Source organism: Bacteroidota bacterium (assembly GCA_017303975.1).
Taxonomy (GTDB): Bacteria; Bacteroidota; Bacteroidia; order JAFLBG01; family JAFLBG01; genus JAFLBG01.
Genome location: JAFLBG010000001.1, coordinates 179851 through 200076, shown reverse-complemented (window position 1 = coordinate 200076; position 20226 = coordinate 179851). Strand labels below are relative to the sequence as shown.

At 36.9% G+C, this 20226-nt stretch carries 19 protein-coding genes; 13 read left to right on the top strand and 6 right to left on the bottom strand.

What is annotated here, in order from left to right:
* Positions 1-20: 20 nt before the first annotated feature.
* From J0M08_00895 to J0M08_00885, 3 genes are read left to right on the top strand one after another with little or no spacing between them, the layout of a single operon-like run.
* Complete coding sequence (locus J0M08_00895) at positions 21-1424, top strand: hypothetical protein (protein MBN8701598.1); 1404 nt, start codon at positions 21-23, stop codon at positions 1422-1424.
* 38 nt (positions 1425-1462) lie between these two features.
* Positions 1463-1801 carry a 30S ribosome-binding factor RbfA gene (rbfA, locus tag J0M08_00890; GenBank protein MBN8701597.1) on the top strand — a complete coding sequence of 113 codons (339 nt, stop codon included), beginning with the start codon at positions 1463-1465 and terminating at the stop codon, positions 1799-1801.
* A 7-nt stretch (positions 1802-1808) separates the two neighbouring features.
* Positions 1809-3032, top strand: coding sequence for an ABC transporter permease (locus J0M08_00885; GenBank protein ID MBN8701596.1), 1224 nt, complete (start codon positions 1809-1811; stop codon positions 3030-3032).
* A 3-nt stretch (positions 3033-3035) separates the two neighbouring features.
* Here J0M08_00885 and J0M08_00880 read toward each other — a convergent pair whose 3' ends face one another.
* Complete coding sequence (locus J0M08_00880; GenBank protein MBN8701595.1) at positions 3036-3998, bottom strand: tryptophan 2,3-dioxygenase; 963 nt, start codon at positions 3996-3998, stop codon at positions 3036-3038.
* A gap of 224 nt (positions 3999-4222) precedes the next feature.
* On the opposite strand from J0M08_00880, the gene J0M08_00875 reads away from it, so the two are divergent.
* The 4 genes from J0M08_00875 to J0M08_00860 are packed head-to-tail and all read left to right on the top strand — an operon-like array spanning position 4223 to position 6945.
* Positions 4223-4627 carry a DUF4909 domain-containing protein gene (locus J0M08_00875; protein ID MBN8701594.1) on the top strand — a complete coding sequence of 135 codons (405 nt, stop codon included), beginning with the start codon at positions 4223-4225 and terminating at the stop codon, positions 4625-4627.
* 29 nt (positions 4628-4656) lie between these two features.
* Positions 4657-5361 (top strand): 3'-5' exonuclease, encoded by a 705-nt coding sequence (locus tag J0M08_00870; GenBank protein ID MBN8701593.1) that lies wholly within the window; start codon positions 4657-4659, stop codon positions 5359-5361.
* Positions 5362-5365: 4 nt separating this feature from the next.
* Positions 5366-6379 carry a ferrochelatase gene (gene hemH, locus J0M08_00865; GenBank protein MBN8701592.1) on the top strand — a complete coding sequence of 338 codons (1014 nt, stop codon included), beginning with the start codon at positions 5366-5368 and terminating at the stop codon, positions 6377-6379.
* A complete protein-coding gene (locus J0M08_00860) occupies positions 6379-6945 on the top strand; it encodes a hypothetical protein (protein ID MBN8701591.1) in 567 nt (188 codons plus the stop codon). The genes hemH and J0M08_00860 overlap by 1 nt, the downstream gene beginning before the upstream one ends.
* A 75-nt stretch (positions 6946-7020) precedes the next feature.
* On the opposite strand, the gene lhgO is transcribed toward J0M08_00860, so the two are convergent.
* Both lhgO and J0M08_00850 read right to left on the bottom strand, forming a co-directional pair.
* Positions 7021-8250, bottom strand: coding sequence for an L-2-hydroxyglutarate oxidase (lhgO, locus tag J0M08_00855; protein MBN8701590.1), 1230 nt, complete (start codon positions 8248-8250; stop codon positions 7021-7023).
* Between the two features lie 64 nt (positions 8251-8314).
* The gene (locus J0M08_00850) at positions 8315-9385 is read right to left on the bottom strand and encodes an FAD-binding oxidoreductase (protein MBN8701589.1); all 1071 of its coding nucleotides are present in this window, start codon (positions 9383-9385) and stop codon (positions 8315-8317) included.
* A 121-nt stretch (positions 9386-9506) separates the two neighbouring features.
* On the opposite strand from J0M08_00850, the gene J0M08_00845 reads away from it, so the two are divergent.
* A complete protein-coding gene (locus J0M08_00845; protein MBN8701588.1) occupies positions 9507-9947 on the top strand; it encodes an ATP-dependent zinc protease in 441 nt (146 codons plus the stop codon).
* Position 9948: 1 nt separating this feature from the next.
* A complete protein-coding gene (rimK, locus tag J0M08_00840) occupies positions 9949-10830 on the top strand; it encodes a 30S ribosomal protein S6--L-glutamate ligase (GenBank protein ID MBN8701587.1) in 882 nt (293 codons plus the stop codon).
* Between the two features lie 42 nt (positions 10831-10872).
* On the opposite strand, the gene J0M08_00835 is transcribed toward rimK, so the two are convergent.
* The gene (locus J0M08_00835) at positions 10873-10968 is read right to left on the bottom strand and encodes a T9SS type A sorting domain-containing protein (protein ID MBN8701586.1); all 96 of its coding nucleotides are present in this window, start codon (positions 10966-10968) and stop codon (positions 10873-10875) included.
* Between the two features lie 311 nt (positions 10969-11279).
* Between J0M08_00835 and J0M08_00830 the strand changes: the two genes are divergently transcribed.
* A complete protein-coding gene (locus J0M08_00830; protein MBN8701585.1) occupies positions 11280-12224 on the top strand; it encodes a succinylglutamate desuccinylase/aspartoacylase family protein in 945 nt (314 codons plus the stop codon).
* 67 nt (positions 12225-12291) lie between these two features.
* On the opposite strand, the gene J0M08_00825 is transcribed toward J0M08_00830, so the two are convergent.
* Both J0M08_00825 and J0M08_00820 read right to left on the bottom strand, forming a co-directional pair.
* Positions 12292-13734, bottom strand: a complete 1443-nt coding sequence (locus tag J0M08_00825; protein ID MBN8701584.1) for an aldehyde dehydrogenase — start codon at positions 13732-13734, stop codon at positions 12292-12294.
* Between the two features lie 6 nt (positions 13735-13740).
* Positions 13741-14340, bottom strand: coding sequence for a DUF502 domain-containing protein (locus J0M08_00820; protein ID MBN8701583.1), 600 nt, complete (start codon positions 14338-14340; stop codon positions 13741-13743).
* A gap of 108 nt (positions 14341-14448) precedes the next feature.
* On the opposite strand from J0M08_00820, the gene J0M08_00815 reads away from it, so the two are divergent.
* Genes J0M08_00815 through J0M08_00805 form a run of 3 tightly spaced genes read left to right on the top strand, consistent with a single transcriptional unit; the run spans position 14449 to position 20086 of the window.
* Positions 14449-16065, top strand: coding sequence for a HAMP domain-containing histidine kinase (locus tag J0M08_00815; GenBank protein ID MBN8701582.1), 1617 nt, complete (start codon positions 14449-14451; stop codon positions 16063-16065).
* Between the two features lies 1 nt (position 16066).
* Complete coding sequence (locus J0M08_00810; protein ID MBN8701581.1) at positions 16067-16768, top strand: response regulator transcription factor; 702 nt, start codon at positions 16067-16069, stop codon at positions 16766-16768.
* Between the two features lie 39 nt (positions 16769-16807).
* Positions 16808-20086: a DUF2723 domain-containing protein gene (locus tag J0M08_00805; GenBank protein MBN8701580.1), complete on the top strand. Its 3279-nt coding sequence runs from the start codon at positions 16808-16810 to the stop codon at positions 20084-20086.
* Positions 20087-20226: the final 140 nt, after the last annotated feature.

Below are 20226 nucleotides of genomic sequence, written 5' to 3'. Positions count from 1 at the left end.
ATGCTAAATTTATTAAATAAATGAACCAATTCCGATTTGTGAAGGAATATTTATTACCAATTGTCATTGGCTTGATTGGCGCGCTATTTCTCTATTTTTACTTTTCCCTTTCATTTTACAACAGATTGTCGTCCGAAGAATTTTTTTTCTTGAATTTACTCGATACGCAAGGTGGCATCTACAATAGCGTAAGATATGTTTGTTCCAATTGGAGTGCTCGTTGGAGCGGATTACTATATTTCTATTTGCTATGGGGGAAAGCAACGAATTTTTTAGATATTAATTGGATTATTGTTCTGCACCATTCATTTACACTACTAGTCCTAATTTCCAGCGTTTATTCATTACAAAAAAAAGTAATTGCTAAAATAGGCGTGGTTGCTCCAAATGCTTTTTGGCAAGTCTGTTTAGCGGTACTTTCAACGATGATTATTTTTTTTGCTGCACCGCAATTAACTGACAACTGGTTTTGGATCAGTTCTTCTGTTTTTCATTTGCAAAGTTTTGTAATAGCTCTGTTTGCAATCAGTTTGGTGTTCAATGAAAAAAGTAACCTACTCACCTATTTGTTACTTGTTGTGTCCGGAATATATATAGCGGGGGCTTCTGAGTTGACCGCTATTTTACTGATAGGTTCTACCTCTACATTTTTTGTATATTCAAAAATTGTAAAAAGTAGTTTTGTAAAGCTACCTTTTGTTATGCAAAAGAAAATGTTGGTGCTGTATCTATTGATTGGTGCAGGCTTAGGAATTAGTTTAGCTGCAACCGGAAATCAAGAAAGATTACTTTCTCAACCCACACTAGTTGACGTTGTTGAACCGCAAAGCTTAGCAGGCATTCCTATTTACTTTTCTGAAAAAAACTACACCACCTTGATTGATGTTTTATTTACGTCCAAAAACTGTATTGTACTGGTTTCTTTTTTATTGTTTTTATTGCTGATTCCAAGGGTGTTTCAAGTGAAACAATCTGCGCATTCCATATTCGTTTTAAAACAATTGCAACGCAAACTATTGGTACTATTGGTAATAAGCATGGCAATAACGTTTATTCTAAACTATTTTATTTTTACTAAAACATTGGGTCCAATACGAACGTGGCTCCTGCCAAGTTTTTTAGTTGTTGCATTTATTTGGATTACACTACTTAAGTTGGGGTTGCAAAATGAAAGAATGGCGCAAGTGTCTATATATGCCTTGCTGCCCATGTGTTGTATTTTATGGATAGGATTATTTAGTTATGCTAAAAAACATGTGCCTTTGGCTAAAAACTATGCAAATAGCTACGATGCTCTGTTAGCTCAATTTTGTAGATCAAATGACACCAAAAGCACTGCAAAAATAGAATTGCCTAATTCAGGTTTGCTACCCTATACTCCCCTAACTCAAGAGTTTGTTAAGCAGTATCATTTGTGTAAATGATACTGTTGCTATAAAAGCCGAATTGTTATCTTTACAGCATGACAACAACTAGACAAAATAAAGTAGCACGATTGGTTCAAAAAGAAATTGGCGATTGGTTTCAACGTGATGGTAAAGTTATTTTTGGAAACCCACTCATTACAGTTACTACTGTACGAGTTACTCCCGATTTATCCATTGCCCGTATTTATCTAAGTTTATTTAATGCGACTGACAAGAATAAGTTGTTAAAAGATATTGAGCAAAACACATCGCAAATACGTAAAGCTCTTGGAAATAGAGTAAAGCATCAATTGCGCATTGTACCTCAGTTGGAATATTTTATTGACGACTCGTTGGACTATGCCGAAAGAATAGATCAGTTGTTAAAAAAATAAGCTTGTTTTGAATCTTCCATTTTTCATTGCTCGTAGGTATTTATTCTCTAAGAAATCGCATAATGCCATAAATATAATTTCAATTATTTCGGTGATTGGGGTGTTGGTAGGCACTATGGCGTTGATTGTTGTTTTGTCTGCATTTAATGGTATTTCAGACTTAGTAAAAGATTTATACAAATCGTTCGACCCGGATATTCGAATTGTTGCAGCACAAGGAAAAACATTTTCTATAGACGACACTAAAATTAAAAGTCTAATAGCATGGCCGGAGCTTACTAACTATTCTTTTGTGTTAGAAGAAAATGCACTTGTAAAGTATGGCGATAAGCAGTGCATTGCAACCTTAAAAGCCGTAGATGATCGATTTGAGCGCATTACACAATTTGATACGCTTATCAAAGAAGGAGAATATATACTTAAAGATGATGCTACAAACTATTGTCTATTGGGGCGTGGAGTTGCATATCAATTACAAATAAATAACAGCGACCCATTTACGCCTGTTTTGTTTTATGTTCCTAGAAAAGGCTTGTCCGCAAAGCTCAATCCGGAAGATGGATTTAGTCAACAGCCTGCTTTTCCTAGCGGCATATTTTCGGTGAATGATGAGTTTGACTATAAGTATGTGATTGTATCGCTTGATTTTGCTGCTAAATTGCTAGATGCAGATAATAAGGCCAGTAGTTTAGAAATACGGTTCGATAACAAGAGTATAGATAAGCAGTTGCAAGACAGAATACAACAGCATTTAGGCGAAGAATATACGGTGAAAAATAGAGAGCAACAGAATGAATTACTGTATAAGACTTTCAAGTCCGAGAAACTATGGACATTTATTATTCTCTTGTTTATATTGATAATAGCCACATTCAATGTAATTGGTTCCATTGCCATGTTAATTCTCGACAAGAAAAAGGATGTTAGAACCTTGTGGAGCATGGGTGCCGACAAAGAAATGGTTAGGAGTATTTTTATGAAAGAAGGGATGCTAATCACATTCTTAGGCGCATTTGGCGGTGTTTTCCTAGGATTGCTATTAGTATTTTTACAGCAAAAATTTAGTTTAATAAAATTTGACGAGGGCTTTGTAGTAGAGGCCTACCCCGTTAAAATACTGCTAATGGATGTAGTTTATGTTCTAATAAGTGTATTTATAATTGGATACATAGCAGCCTGGTATCCTGTAAAGTACTTTACCGATAAATTTTCATCCTCTAAAACTAATTGATTTCTATTTCATTAAAGCCTCTAAAATAAAGGCTTTCCCCCAATCTGCAATTTCTTGTTCACTCCAAATTGTTGGGTAGAAAATTCGTTTCTGAAATTTCGGAGGCAAGTACTTTTGCCAATTAGTTCCACCGGTAGCGGCAATGTCTTTTGGATCCATTTGTAGGTAGCGCACTGCCGATTTGTAATGCACCAGTGGCCAGTTTACGTTAACGTTTACATCCAACTGCTTTAACGCAGAAATCAACTTCTCATTTTTCTGTTCGCTTTCCGGCAATGAAAGGTATTTTGCCCAAACATTTGATTTTAGTACATTCTGGCCTGTTGCAATAAATTGCTTAGAATATTTTTCTTCGAATTGAAGTAAGGTGTATGTCTTTTTTCCTGTTGCTAATTCGGTAGCTCCATACTTCCAATAAATAAACTCATACATGCCCTCAATATCTTTTTCTGTGTGGTTAACAGAAAAATTATCTCGCTTATCTTTTGCCACTAGATTGAAAAAGTTGGTTGAGTAAATTTCAATCATTCTGTATTGTGCCGACTGAAAGCCACTGGCGGGCATCAGCGACATTCTGAATTGTAAAAACTGCTCCTTTTCCATCCCATCCACCATAATATCAAACGACTTGGTAAGTGCTTCGAAATAACGATTAACGCGTCTTAGCTTCTCGTACATATAAGCAGCTGTGGTATTTTCAGAATCTGCAATTTGTTTTAACTCATGTAAACAAAGTTTAAAATACAGCTCTGTTACTTGATGGTACATTATAAAAATAACCTCGTCCGGAAATTTTGTGCGCGGCTTTTGTAGTGTTAGTAGGGTATCTACTTCTACATAATCCCAATAATTCAAATAATCCGCATGCAAAAATCCATCTAAGTAGGCTGAAAAGCTTTGACCAGTAGAAGAAATTTTCTTATTTAGGAGATCTAATTTTTCCGCAATTTCGGGCGTAATTTCCATAACACATTTTTTTATTGCTGAAATTTAGGTAAAAAGAGAGGTACTAAAAAATGATATTCATCAACAGGTGCATTTTCCAATGCTAGTTGGTATTAAGTGGCTTGTATCTTTTGTTTTTTATTCAAGAACGTTAAGAAAGCTACAATTACCAATACCAAACAGAAGAAAATGCGAATTATTTAACAGTCATTTTGTAGATTTACGGTTAAAAGCAATTTTACAATATGCGAAAAGATATTGAGTTTCCGGAAGTTGAGAATGTGGCTTTGGCTGTAGTTAAAGAACAGAACGAATTGGCACAAGATGAGTGGAATGTTTATTTCGTAAATTTAAAGAATGAGCCGCTCGAAGGCGTGTTGGTTACTTCCAGCGGTTATGGGCAAATTGACGGAGAAGAGATTAAAACGTCTACACTACGCCATTTTCTGGATACAATCGAACCAAAGAGTTTTTCGAAGATAGAACCCATTATGGAAAATGTTTTTGGCCTGAATAATGAGTATTGGATAAGCTTTTACCACAATAAAAAAATGTACGATAAAAAGTATATTTTTTTGGCGGAAACAATCAAAGAAGAATACTTTACAACCGTTCCTATTCTTAACAAAAGAGGAGTTATGATTAAGTAACGTTTTTAATCAGTAAAAAAACAATAACTATGTCTGATTTTAATTACGAAAACATTCTTTTTTTAGATATCGAAACCGCTCCCATTGTTTATGAATACAAGCAGTTGCCCGATGCCACAAAAAAATTATGGGACACAAAATTTAGATTTAATCAGCAAGAAACACCGGAAGAGATATATAAAAAATCCGGTATATATGCAGAGTTTGCAAAAGTTATTTGCATTTCTGTGGCTATTGTTATGAAAAACAAAACCATTCGTGTAAAATCTTTTTATGGAGACGATGAGAAAGAGCTACTGAAAGAGTTTTCGGAGTTGCTACAAACCAAGTACAACAAGGAGAATCAGATGCTGTGTGCACATAATGGCCGAGAGTTTGATTTCCCTTTTTTGTGCCGAAGAATGCTGATTAATGGCATTAAACTACCTGCCATACTTGACCTTTCCGGTAAAAAACCTTGGGAGGTTAAACACCTTGACACAATGGATATGTGGAAGTTTGGCGATTATAAAAATTTCACTTCTCTTAATTTGCTTGCTCATGTATTTGGTATACCAACGCCTAAAGACGACATTGATGGTAGTGATGTAGCTCGAGTATATTACGAACAAAAGGATTTAAATAGAATAGTTACGTATTGCCAAAAAGATGCTGTTACGGTTGCACAGCTTTATTTAAAATTAAAGTGTGAAGAAATTATAAGTCAGGAAAATATAGCGTTTCCTCTAATTTAACTATATGCAAAAAGGAGTATTATTAATTAACCTTGGAACGCCTGATAGCCCTGCTACTTCGGATGTAAGAAAATATCTCACCCAATTTTTAAACGACCCTAGAGTAATTGATATCAATCCCATTGGACGATTTATTTTGGTTAATGGAATTATTGTTCCTTTTAGAGCACCTAAATCAGCCAAGCTATACAAGCATATTTGGACTAAGGATGGTTCTCCACTTTTGATTTATGGGAACAAAGTAAAAGATGCTTTGCAAAAGGCGTTGGGCTATGAATTTGTCGTTGAGCTTGGAATGCGTTACCAACAGCCAAGTTTAGAATCTGCGCTAGAAAAATTACGTCAGGCAAAAGTTTCTGAAATTGTTGCTCTGCCTATGTATCCGCAGTATGCTTCATCTAGCACGGGCTCTTCTGTAGAAGAGCTTTTGCGAGTTGTCAAAAAATGGGAAGTTACGCCAACACTAAAAATTATAAATAAATTTTATGATTTTCCGCCCTTTATACAAGCGTTTGCGGAGGTAGCAAAAAAACACAACCACCTAGAGTATGACCATGTAGTGTTTAGTTACCATGGATTACCTGAAAGACAGATTAGAAAAGCGTCTGCACATTACGGAGGAAACACCTGCCAAATGGGCGATTGCTGCAATAAGATAACTAAGAATAATGCGTATTGCTACAGAGCTGCATGTTTTGAAACCACACGCCAGCTGGTTCGTACCATTGGTATTCCGGAAGGGAAGTACACCACCACGTTTCAATCAAGGTTGGATGACAAGTGGCTAAAACCCTATTCAGATAAGGTAGTTGCAGAGCTTGCAGAAAAAGGTGCAAAGAAAATACTAATTTTTTCGCCTGCATTTGTAGCAGATTGCTTGGAAACAATTTATGAAATTGGCACCGAATACGATGAAATTTTCAAAGAACATGGTGGCGAAAAAGTGCAACTGGTAGAGAGTTTGAACGACCATCCGGTTTGGATAGAGGCTTTGAAAAAATTGGTAACTCAAGCGTAATGCAACTAAAGCACCCTCAGCTTGTCGATTTGCTGAAAAAAGCATATTCTGCAGAAAAGGCCGCAGCGTTTGCCTATCAAGGACATGCAGGTGCAGTAAAGAATGTTGAAGAGAAAAAAGCCATAAGACAAATTGAAATTGACGAATGGAATCATCGCAGCGAAGTGTTGGCTATAATGAATACATACAACATTCCTATTTCTAAATCATATGAAGTGCGTTTTTATATTTTAGGAAAGCTAATATCGTTTAGTTGCTACATAATAGGCTGGTTTATGCCCTTTTATTTTGCAGGACGATTGGAAAGCGGCAATGTTTGTGAGTATTTTAGAATGATGCAGTTTTTTCATTCGTTGGGAATTAAGGAGCACGATAAAGTGCTGTACGAAATGGGTATCAAGGAAAAAGAACACGAAGTGTATTTTTTAGAAAAAATAAAAACGAATAGACTGTTGCCATTTTTTGAGAAGTACTTTGCTTGGGGTAAACAACAAAGCTTTAATGATGTTGACTTAGATAAAAAATATCCGATAGAAGATTCTGACCTTTACTGCAAGAAGAAATAAGCGATAGCGCTTTCTAGTAGTGCATTACCAAAGCTTTGAACTTTAGAAAAACCTCAGGCTCGACATAAATTTTAATTATCCCAAATTAAAATGCTGTGTAGCCATTTGTTCTATCGCAGTTCCAATAGCAAGTGATGATGTAGCTGCAGGAGAAGGTGCATTTAGAACATGTATTGCGTTTCCATTTACTTCAATTTTAAAATCATCAATCATTTCTCCTTCCGGAGCCAATGCCATTGCTCGTACTCCGGCTCTTCCCGGCTTTAAGTCATCCATTTCTAGTGTTGGGATAAGTTTGCGTAAGCGCTTTAAAAAGAATTTTTTTGAAAATGCGCCACGGTATTCGTCCCATCCAAACTTCATGTTTTTCGCAAAAAACTTCCAAGTGCCACCAAACGACAATGCTTCCACAGTATCTCGCAACGAAAAGTCCGTTTTGCCATACCCCTCTCGCTTAAACACAAATACGGCATTGGGTCCGCATTCGGTGCCACCGTGTATCATACGAGTAAAGTGAACACCTAAAAATGGATATTTAGGATTGGGTACCGGATAAATCAAATTCTTAACCTTTTCTAATCCTTTATCAGACAAATCAAAATAATCACCTCTAAAGCCAACAATAGCAGTATCTGTAGGAGTTCCTTCCTTCTTTGTTATTCTATCGCTTTGTAAGCCTGCACAAGTAATTATATAATTTCCTGTAAATGTTCCTTTAGGCGTAATAACATGCGTGTGCTTGGTGTGTTTTTCAAAGCCGGTTACTTCGTGCTCTGTAAGCACCTTGCTGCCATTAAATTTGCTTCTAATTAACTCCACATACTTTCTAGACACGTCCGCATAATCAATAATTCCGGCACATGGCACCCAAATGCCCTCTATTCCTACACAATAAGGCTCTATTTCTTTTATTCGCTTAGCATCTATTTTTTCGATCCCTTCAACTCCATTCTTTAGGCCATTTTCAAATACTCTGTTCATGTGCGCCAATTCAGAAGTATCGGTGGCAACAACAATCTTTCCACAAATATCATGTTTTATACCATGTTCTTTTGCAAAGGAGACAAGCTCTCTGCGTCCATCTACACAGTTTTTTGCTTTATAGGAGCCCGGCTTGTAGTATAACCCGGAATGTATCACTCCCGAATTATGTCCCGTTTGGTGCGCTGCCACTTCCTTTTCCTTTTCTAAAACCAATATTTTCTTTGTGGGATATTTTGTATTTATCTTATAGGCCGTAGCCAGACCAACAATTCCGCCTCCTACAATAATTATATCAAAAATGTTTTCTTGAGTTGTATTCATGTTGTATGCTAATTAAATTAATGTACATCGTTAGCGTTTCCAAAGTTCTAAAATTTTGGAAAAATTAGTGGTTACCAGCTTTAAAAAATCTTTTTATATCACACTCGCTATAAAAAGGTCGATCTTCTAATTTATTTTCTGCAAATGCCTGAGCCCAATACGGAACAAGCATTACAGCCTTTGTGCCAAATCCGTTAAAAAACAAAACACTCTTATGGGTGGAATGTTCGCCAATCAATGGTCTTCTATCAACCGTTGTTGGACGTACTCCCGCCTCGTGTGTTAGTATTTCGAAAGGAACACACAGCAGTTTATTTAATTTATTTGTTAACTCTACTAATCCTTCACTCGTAGAATTTTCGTCAATGTTGTCCCAATTATAAGTAGCGCCTACCTTATACTTATTGCTTCCTAGCGGAACAATGAAAACACCTTTATTTACAATCTTTGCTACATCTAAATTTTCTACGCGAATTGTGCATGTTTCTCCCTTTGTAAGTTTAAATGCATTTTTAGGAAAGTATGGATTTTCTAACGCTTTATACCCCTCGCAAAAAACAATTTTGCTGGCGATTATTTGCTTGTAAGAAACTTCTGTATCAGCCTGTACATTTAGTTTAGAGTAATCAACTGTTTCTTCCAACAACATATCGTTTTTGCTAAGAAATGCACGTGTTTTTTGCAGAAACAACTTTGTGTCCAAAAAGCCCGATTTTTCTACCTCTGATGAGCATAGTGTTTGTTGAAAAAACGCAGGGTGGAATTCGGAGTGAAACACTTTACTTAAATAAATACCTTCCTCTTCGTTTAATTTTTTCTTCCACAAATTAATTTCTTGCTGTTCGGTAAAAAATTTCACCATAGGAATAACGTGATGAAATGAGCCATCAACAATGCCTTCTGCCCAAGTATAAAACTGATGCGCTGCTGGCAGCAACTCATCGGCCATCCAACTTTTATTCAAACGCTTAAAAACAATGGGGTTCCAAACACCGGCTGCAACCTTTGAGCAGCTAGACAATCCGGGCTCATCAATTACCAAAACACGCTTACCTTGCTTATGAAGAGACAACGCCAACACCGACCCAGCAATTCCCTGCCCTACTAGTATGTAATCGTATCTCGTATTTTCCATAGTTGCACAAGGTACAAACTTGTAGTATTACTGCAAATAAAGGGAATAAGCAAATATTAAATTATTGATAACTATTGGTGGAAATACAATAAAATAATATTATTGTAACAGATACCCATTCATGGCAAAGACAAAAAAATCGAAACAATTAATTGGCCGTAGAGAATTGGTTGATTTTCCGGATATAAAATTAGTTGGCATAGAGGCAAAAATAGATACAGGTGCATATACAACTGCACTTCACTGTCATGATATTAAAATCATAACAAAAAAAAACAAACCTGTATTGTGTTTCAAATTGCTTGATCCAAGCCACCCGGAGTACAATGAGCAAGAGCATCAGTTCGAAAAATTTTCAGAAAAAATGATTAAAAATTCTTTTGGCGATTTAGAAAAACGCTATGTTATAATGACACGAGTGATAATTGCCGGAAGAAAAATAAAATCCTTTATATCCCTAACGGATAGAGCTAACATGCGTTTTCCTGTTTTAATTGGCAGGCGATTGCTTAAGAGCAGATTTATTGTTGATGTTGAACTGTTAAATACAAATAGAAAATAAAATGAAAATTGTAGTGCTTTCTCGTAACCCTAAACTTTATTCTACCAAACGCTTGGTAGAAGCGGGTGAGCAAAGAGGTCATGAAATGTTGGTGCTCGACCATTTAAAATGTGTGCTTGTAATCGAAGCAGGGCGGCCACATATATTTTATCAAGGAAAAGAAGTAACCGATGTAAGTGCTGTAATTCCGCGCATTGGAGCATCTGCCACTTTTTATGGATCGGCAGTGGTGCGCCAATTTGAGATGATGAAAATTTTCACTGCGGTGGAATCACAAGCACTGGTGCGCTCCAGAGACAAACTAAGAAGCTTGCAGCTAATGGCGCGAGCACATTTAGGAATGCCGAAAACAGCTTTTACATATAGTTCGAAAGATATTGATAATATAATTAACCAAGTAGGTGGAGCACCCGTAGTAGTAAAGCTTTTGGAGGGAACGCAAGGCATTGGCGTTATTTTGGCTGAAACACATCGTGTTGCAAAATCAGTAATAGAAGGCTTTTTGAGCCAAGATGTAAACATTTTGGTGCAGGAGTTTATTAAAGAAGCCGGAGGTGCTGATGTTCGAGCGTTTGTAGTGGATGGTCAAATTGTAGGGGCGATGAAAAGACAAGGTGCAGAAGGGGAATTTAGATCCAACTTACACAGAGGTGGCTCTGCAAGTGTCATAAAACTTTCTCCGGAAGAAAAAGCAACTGCTATAAAAGCCGCGCGTACATTGGGGCTAGATATTGCAGGTGTAGATATGCTGCAATCTTCCAGAGGACCACTAGTAATGGAAGTCAATTCCTCCCCGGGATTAGAAGGTATTGAAGGCGCAACCAAAATTGATATAGCCGGAAAAATAATAGAGTATGTAGAAAGAAACGAGTATGTTCATTAATACATAAACATTCTCGCTTCTCTGCTCCTAATAACTTCTCTTCTATTGTTTTATAAATCGCGACAGATAGTGTTTATCTGATGTTTCTACATTAATGATATATACTCCCGAAGGCAAAGCTGAAAAATCAATTTCTATTTATTGAAGCCGAAATTGGTAATCCTGTTCCCGAGTTTGCATTTTGTGATGATAAAAATTTTGTCGAAATAGTAATCAGCAAAAATTTAATAATCCTTTTCATTTTTTTACAATGTTACCTTAAAACAAAAGCAGAGCAAATACAAAAACATGTTTGCCGCTTATGTTTAATTGTTTAAATGCAGGACACAATAAATCCATTTACCAAAAATTAAGGCAGTTAAAAAATCTATTTCGCCACTCAAAAATGTCCCATATGGTTTATTCTCATTTACAAATACTTTGTACATTGTAATAATTCAACTAACTATATGCACAAGGATATTGTTATAAACGGCCATACAATTAAGCCCGGTCAATTCTTAGAGGCAAATCTAAACACGTATAGGCTGCCTACACGTACCTTTATTGAAATTCCGGTACACGTTTTTCGCTCTATCCATACAGGCCCAACAGCACTATTTATTGCAGGCATGCACGGTGATGAAATAAATGGAATTGAGATTTTGCGCAGACTAATCCGGCAAGGTGTTTTGCAAAAACTAGTAAAAGGCAGTGTTATTGTTATTCCTATTATCAATATTGTTTCTTTTATAAGTGGTTCGCGCGAATTACCCGATGGGCGGGATTTAAACCGATGTTTTCCGGGCACCCAGTCCGGCTCTCTAGGTAGCAGGATGGCATACGATTTAATGAAAGAAATTGTCCCACAAATAGATTTTGGTGTCGATTTTCATACTGGAGGTGCTCAAATAAATAACTTTCCGCAAACGCGCTGTGTGTTTGATGATGAGCAAAGTTTGGCTTATGCCAACATGTTTAGTGCGCCATTTACCCTTAATTCGCCCTACCGAGACAAAACGTTTAGAAAAGAAGCTTCCAAAAAAGGAAAATCTATTTTGGTGTACGAAGCGGGCGAATCGATGCGTTTCAATAGTTTGGCTATAAACGAAGGAATTAAAGGGTGTTTGCGACTACTAAAACAAATGGAAATGCTTGATACCAATGTCGAGGAACGTGAAACCAAATTGCTTAAAGAATCTAAGTGGGTTAGAGCGCGCATGGCAGGATTGTTTGCAACACACAAGCGATATGGCTCATCCGTAACAAAAGGAGAGGTTATAGGTTACATTGCCGACCCCTATGGAGATACAGAGATACAGCTAAAAGCGCCTGAATCGGGCTATATTGTGGGTGTAAATAATCAACCAGTAATTAATGAAGGCGATGCGTTGATTCATATTGGAGTGGAGTAGTTTTTTTGCACATTTTTATTTCCAATATTTTCTTTACAAAATTGTGTAGCTTAAAAAACTAAAACCACTACAATTTTACACACACATTCTTAGGCTCAGTAAAAAAGTGAAAAGCCTCGAAACCGCCCTCACGTCCAACACCAGAGCTTTTAACTCCTCCGAATGGAGTACGTAAATCACGTAATAACCAACAGTTAATCCATACAATTCCTGCATGGATTTGTTGCGCTACACGGTGCGCCTTGGTAAGATTTTCTGTCCATACCGTAGAGGCTAACCCATACGTTGTGCTATTGGCGTATTTCAACACTTCCTCTTCTGTGTCAAACGGAGTAAGGGTTACAAAAGGACCAAACACTTCTTCTTGATTGGTTCTGCAATTGTAGGGCAAGTTCTCGAAAACAGTAGGCTCTATAAAATAACCTTCTGCGCATTCTCCGGCAACAGTTACACGATTGCCTCCATGAAGAAGCTTTCCTCCTTCTTGTTTTGCCAATTCAATATAAGAGATAATTTTTTCCATGTGCGACTTGGACACCACAGCACCCAATCTGCTGGACTCATCTGTAGGATTGCCAACTTTTAATTTATTTACTTCTACTAAAAAAGCTGTTTTGAATTTTTCGTAAATAGGGCGCTCAATAAATATACGAGACCCACAAAGACATATCTGACCTTGATTTGAGAAGGACGAATGAATGGTGGTTTTAATCATATTCTCAAAATCACAATCCGCAAAAATGATATTCGGGTTTTTACCCCCCAACTCTAGCGATAGCTTTTTAAACATAGGCGCTGCCACACGTGCAATTTCTGCACCTGTTTTAGTGCCACCTGTAAATGAAATAACCGGAATATTGGGATGTGCAGTAATAGCGCTGCCAACCTTATGTCCGTAGCCATGTACAATATTTAAAACACCTTTGGGTAGTCCTGCTTCGATGCATAATTCAGAAAGCAGGTATGCAGTCATTGGCGTAATTTCAGAAGGTTTCGCTACCACGCAATTGCCCGAAGCTATGGCAGGTGCTATTTTCCAGGTAAATAAATACAATGGTAAATTCCAAGGAGAAATACATCCTGCAACACCAATTGGTTCGCGCAAGGTGTAGTTAATGGCAGAATGCTCCATAGAGTGAGCTTCGGAAGCAAAATGCAAAATTCCCGTCCCGTAAAAATGAAAATTGGCGGCAGCCCTTGGTATATCTACAACTTTAGCAAGCTTTACAGGTTTCCCATTATCAATAGATTCGGCTAATGCAAGCCTATCTAAATTTTTTTCGATGAGTGCCGCTATTCTTAACATTATTCTAGAGCGCTCATCCTTCGGTGTAGTGGACCATTTAGGAAAAGCATCTTGTGCCGCCTTTACAGCAAGCTCAACATCTTTTTCGTCAGAGTCGGGAATGAATGAATACACCTTGCCTGTGGCCGGATTGTAATTGTCTATGTAGTTATTGCCTGCAGGTTCCAGTAATTCTCCGTTGATATAGTTTTTAATTTTTTGCATACAAAATTATTTTGCTTGGTTATCAATACCACTAACGCCTCCGGATAAAATAAATTTCATTGCATCAGATGATGAAATGTCAATAGAAATAACATTTTCTGCAGGCACAATTATTAATTGTCCCATAAATCCATACGAGTATGGAAGATAAACAGCCACCCTTTCCTCCTTAATTCCAATAGTGGCAAGTGTTTTTTGGGTAATAAATCCCATCATTTGCACATTGTTTGCTTTATCAATATAAACAAGAACAGGTTTATCAAATCTTTTTTTATTGCCCACAAAAGCAGATAAAAAATCTTTGATAGAAGTGTAAATTATTTTAATAATCGGAACGCGTTCAATCGCGTTTTCAAAAACAACAAACAAAGGTTTAAATAATAAAGAAGAGCCTAGCAGCCCCAATAAAATTATAATCCCAATAGAAATTCCCAGTAAAATAAACTTATCTATAATCGGATGGATGAGCACTTCCGAAAAATCGAAAAACGAGCCAATTGTTTTTACAATTTTGAGCAATACCCAACCGGTAATACCAATAGGTACAATAATTAATAATCCCTGAATAAAATAACCAATTACTTTTTTCCAAAACCCGTTTTTCATAGGTGCAAATTTACATTAAAAAACGGGAATTTTTAGTATGTTTTGGAGTGTGTTAAAAGTTGTTAATGCCCGTAATACAGCTTCGCATTATACGTTAAATTTGCTCGAATGAATACGACTAGACTCAAGCTAATAAGTGTACTTGCAATTATAGCATTACTGGGCATTGTGCTTATTCAGTTGTATTGGATAAATAATGCTGTAGAAATAAGTACACAGCGCTTTGAACAGCAAGTAGCAAGTGCATTAACCAACACAGCGCTTCAACTTGAAAAAAAATCGACCGCGGCAAAAATTAAAAAACGATTTAACTTTAGAAAGCAAGGCGTGCGTTGGCTTTCCAAGAATGACTCAACCGGATTGGCTCGTAAACTAGTGGGGGATTCATTGCTGGAAACACCCGCCAGATACAGCGCAGCAAGCAATAGATACAATGTTAAAATTTTCGAAGAATTAGAAACGGATTCCAATGGCGTAATTATAAAAAACACAAGAGAGAAAAATTATATTACCGACTCTGCATCCAGCAATGATTTTGGTATTAACTATAAAAATCATTCTATTCAGCCGTTTGGAATTACATCAAACAGTTCTTCCATTGACAATTTTAGCAAGTTCATGAATAAGAACGAAATGGTAAGCGATATTTTTGATGAGTTGGTAAGTATCAATATCTACAACGATTACAACGACCAAATTGACACACTATTGCTAGACACACTGCTTGCACAATCACTTAAAGAAAACGGAATAACTGCAAAATACAACTATGCTATTGTTGGCAGTGCGACCGATATAGCGGCATCTAAAGATAGCGCAACAAATAAAATTTCAGCCAGTAAATTCAAAACAAATTTATCGCCAAACAATATTCATATTAAACCGAAATATTTGGCGGTATACTTTCCAAATCAAACAAATTATATCCTTAAAAACATGTGGTTGATGCTAATTGCATCGGCATTCTTTATTAGTGCACTGCTTTGGTTTTTCTACTACACCATTTCAACTATTTTCAAACAAAAAAAATTATCGGAAATAAAAAACGATTTTATCAGTAATATGACACACGAATTCAAAACCCCCATATCTACTATTTCATTGGCATGCGAGGTATTGAGCGATAATTCTGTTTTTAAATCGAAAGAAAAAACAGAAAAATATGTAGGTGTTATAAACGAGGAAAATAAACGGCTTGGCACACTAGTCGAAAACATTTTACAAACCGCTATTTTGGACAAAGGCGAGTTCAAATTGAAGATTTCTGATAACGATATTCACGCCATTATTGAAAGAGCAATTGATACTATTCGATTGCAAGTGGAAAACAAACAAGGGAAAATTATAACACAGCTCGCAGCTACTGATTTTATTGTAAAAGCAGACCGCGTACACCTCACAAACATTATTTACAATTTGATAGACAACGCCATTAAATACACACAAACAAATCCGGAAATATGCGTTTCTACCAAAAATGTAAAAGATGGTGTTTTAATTGATGTAACCGACAACGGAATTGGTATAAGCAAAGAAAACATCAAAAAAATATTCGACACGCTCTATCGCGTACCTACGGGAAATGTGCACAACGTAAAAGGTTACGGACTAGGTTTGAGCTATGTAAAAGCTGTTGTTGAAAAACATGGCGGAACGATAGATGTAGTAAGCGAACTAGGAAAAGGAAGTACGTTCACAATTTATTTACCTTATATACAAAACTAAAATGGGAGATGTAAAAACAAAATTATTGTTAGTAGAAGACGATAAAAACTTAGGCTCGTTGCTGCAAGAATACTTAGATGCTAAAGGGTTTGAAACACTACTTGCAGTTAATGGTAAAGAAGGTTTCGAAAAATTTAAGAAATCGAAATTTGACGCATGCATACTTGATGTCATGATGCCAATAAAAGATGGCATTACACTAGCCAAGGAAATTCGTGCAGCAGATAAAAACATCCCAATAATATTTCTTACAGCAAAATCAATGAAAGAAGATGCCATAGAGGGTTTTCAGGCAGGTGGAGATGATTATATCAATAAACCATTTAGCATGGAAGAGCTGTTATTACGCTTAAATGCTATTTTAAGACGAACCAAAAGTCAAACACAAGCCTCTGCCGACCGAACTAATTTTGATATAGGGAAATATAAATTTGATTACCAACAACAACTTTTACTTATTGGTAAAAAACAGCAAAAGCTTACCACCAAAGAGGCCGATTTACTTAAGCTGTTGTGCGTATATTCTAACGATGTATTAGACAGAGCATTTGCACTAAACACCGTTTGGCAAAGCGATAATTATTTTACAGGCAGAAGTATGGACGTATATATTACAAAGCTTCGCAAATATTTAAAAGACGACCCTCAAATAGAAATCTTAAATATCCATGGAAGGGGTTTTAAGTTGGTGGTAAAACAATAAATTTCCTTAAATTCATCCCTTCAATTAATCAACGCATACATGAAGAATTATAATCTTTTAAATAATATTATTGGATGGCTTTGCTTTGGCGTGGCTGCATTTGTTTATACATCTACAATGGAGCCTACTGCCAGTTTTTGGGATTGTGGGGAATACATTGCTACCGCGTATAAACTAGAAGTAGGGCACCCTCCGGGAGCACCATTTTTCCAAATGTTGGGACGTTTCTTTTCATTGTTTGCAATGGGAGATGTTACAAAGGTAGCGTTGATGATTAACCTAATGTCGGCATTGTCTAGTGCGTTTACCATTTTGTTTTTGTTTTGGTCTATCACGGCTTTAATTAGAAGAATGATTGCCAAAAATGAAACAGAATTATCAACTGCCGACCAACTAATTATTTTTGGTAGCGGTGTGGTGGGTGCCATAGCCTATACATTCAGCGATTCGTTTTGGTTTTCGGCTGTAGAGGGCGAGGTTTATGCGATGTCCAGCATGTTTACTGCTGCCGTATTTTGGGCAATGTTAAAGTGGGAACGAATTGCAAACGAACCCGGTGCAGACAGATGGATTGTTTTGATTGTTTATTTAATTGGAATGTCAATAGGCGTGCATTTGCTGAATTTGTTGGCGGTTCCGGCTTTGGTGTTTATATACTATTTTAAAAAATACGAAGTTACTCGCAAAGGATTTATCTACACATTCATTATTTCTGTATTGTTATTGGGGGGAATTCAAAACGTAATAATACCCGGTGTTGTAAGCCTAGCAGCCAATTACGAACTTTTCTTTATCAATACCATTGGATTGCCTTTTAATAGTGGAACAATCATTTACTTTATTCTATTGGTTTCTATTTTAGTTGTTGGCGTTAGATACTCGCATCATCCTTCCTCTAAACTATTCAATACATTACTTGCATTGGGAGGATTGTTTTTATTGTTAGCGCTGATTGCAAGCCCTTCAGGATCTGCGGTAATGCTTAGACTAGCCGTTGGCGGATTGTCTGCATGGTTATTATTTAAACTTAAAAATAATTATGCAACACTAAACACAATTATGCTGTGTGTAATTGTTTTATTAATTGGCTACTCGTCCTTTTTCATGTTGGTAATTCGTTCGAAAGCCAATACTCCAATTGATGAGAATAATCCGGAGAATGCTATTACGATGTTGTCCTACTTAAATCGTGAGCAATATGGAGACAATCCATTGTTGTTTGGACAATATTACAACGCTCCATTAGACCCTCAAGAGCCATACAAGGATGGGAATCCGGTGTATATGCGCCAAGAGGTTGATAACACGCAAAGTTTAACTGGAGTAGATGGCGGACCACAGTATAAAAAAGACAGCAAAAAAAACAAGTACGTAATTTCTGATGATAGAAAAAATTCAGTGCCAAATTACGACAAGCGTTTCTGTACCATTTTTCCACGCATGTGGAGTTCGCAATCCAATCACGAAGCGGCCTACAAAAACTGGGGGAAAGTAACAGGGCAGAAAATTACCATCATGAATAACGAAGGAAAATCGGAAACAGTTATTAAACCAACTTTCTTCGAGAATCTTACTTACTTTTTCTCCTACCAAGTTAATCACATGTATTTCCGCTATTTCTTTTGGAATTTTGTAGGAAGGCAAAATGATATCCAAGGGCACGGAAACTCTAGTGACGGCAATTGGATATCCGGAATCCCCGCTGTTGACAGCTTTTTTGGAGTAGCAGAGAAAGGACTTCCAGATTCGCTAAAAAACAACAAAGCCAAAAACAAATTTTATGCACTGCCGTTTTTGCTTGGTTTAATTGGCCTTTGGTTCCATTTTAATAAATATGCAAAAGATGCTTGGGTGGTAATGTTGTTATTTTTATTTACCGGACTTGCAATTGTTGTGTACCTAAATCAATATCCATACCAACCACGCGAGCGTGATTATGCATTCTCCGCATCGTTTTACGCCTTTGCAATTTGGATTGGACTTGGTGTTTACGGGTTGTACGAATTACTAAAAAACACCTTGAGTGATGTTCCAAGGGCAGCGCTAGTCTCAGTGTTGTGCTTGTCTGTTCCGGCCGTAATGGCTAAAGACGGATGGGACGACCACGATCGCTCCGGAAGATATACTGCAAGAGATTTTGCCATCAACTATTTAAATTCGTGTGCGCCTAATGCAATTTTATTTACCAATGGAGATAATGATACATTCCCGCTTTGGTATGTGCAGGAGGTAGAGGGTATTCGTACAGATGTGCGTGTTGTAAACTTAAGCTTACTAAATACAGATTGGTACATAGATCAAATGAAGCGCAAAGCTTACAATTCTGACCCTGTGCCATTCTCCATGACAAACGATAAGTACAGACAAGGCACTCGTGATTATGTAGCCGTATATCCGCAAAAGGCTGTAAAGGGCTACGTTAATCTAAAAGAGCTGATAGATTTTGTAAGTAGCAATGATCAAAACAAACAAATTCCTAGTGGAGATGGCAGCTACATGCCTTATTTCCCAACTAATAAAATGAGTATTCCGGTTGATACCAACAAAGTTGTAAAAAATGGATTGGTTTCTGAGAAGCTTAAAAGCAGAATTGTCCCTTCTATTGATTGGGAGGTAAACAAAAACTACATCATGAAAAATGACTTATTGGTGTTGGATTTGTTAGCCAATTTCAAGTGGGATAGACCAGTTTATTTTGCGGTAACTACAGGTCCTGAAGCGTATATCGATTTACAAGATTATTTTCAGTTAGAAGGATTGGCGTTTAGATTGGTGCCAATTAAAAACACTCCGGAAGAGCAGCAAATGGGCTCGCGCGTGGCTACAGATATTATGTATGACAACATAATGAATAAGTTTAAATGGGGTAATATTAAAAAACCCGGAACATTTTTGGACGAAAACATCATGCGAATGATTATGAATTTGCGCTTGCAAATGGGAGCTTTAGCATCTGCATTAATTGAGGAAGGGAAAAATGATATGGCCATAAAAGTGCTAAACAAATGTCGTGAAGAAATGCCTGAAGAAAATGCTCCATATGATGCAACAATGTACTCTATAACCGGTGCGTATTACCAAGCAGGAGATGTTAAACAAGCGAATGAGCTAGCAGAAAAATTGTTTAAAAACTTCAAGCAAGAGTTTAACTACTACTCTACCTTAAGCGGAGCATACGAAAGAGAAAAACGCCAAGCAGCGGATATCATGCAACGTTTGGTGTACATGGCAAAAAGCTTTAAGCAGGATGAGCTATCTAAGAAGTTTGAAAAAGAGCTTCCAATGGCTATTCAGCAGCAAATGCCTGCGGGTAATTAGATTTAGTTCCTCTCTCGAGAGTGGCTAGGGGTGTGTAAAAATGCTCGTAGTGGCATAGAGTTCACCCTGAACGCACTAAAGAATCTATTTTGGAGTTATGTATAATTTCACGAGTCGATATTTTTTGTAACGCATACCTA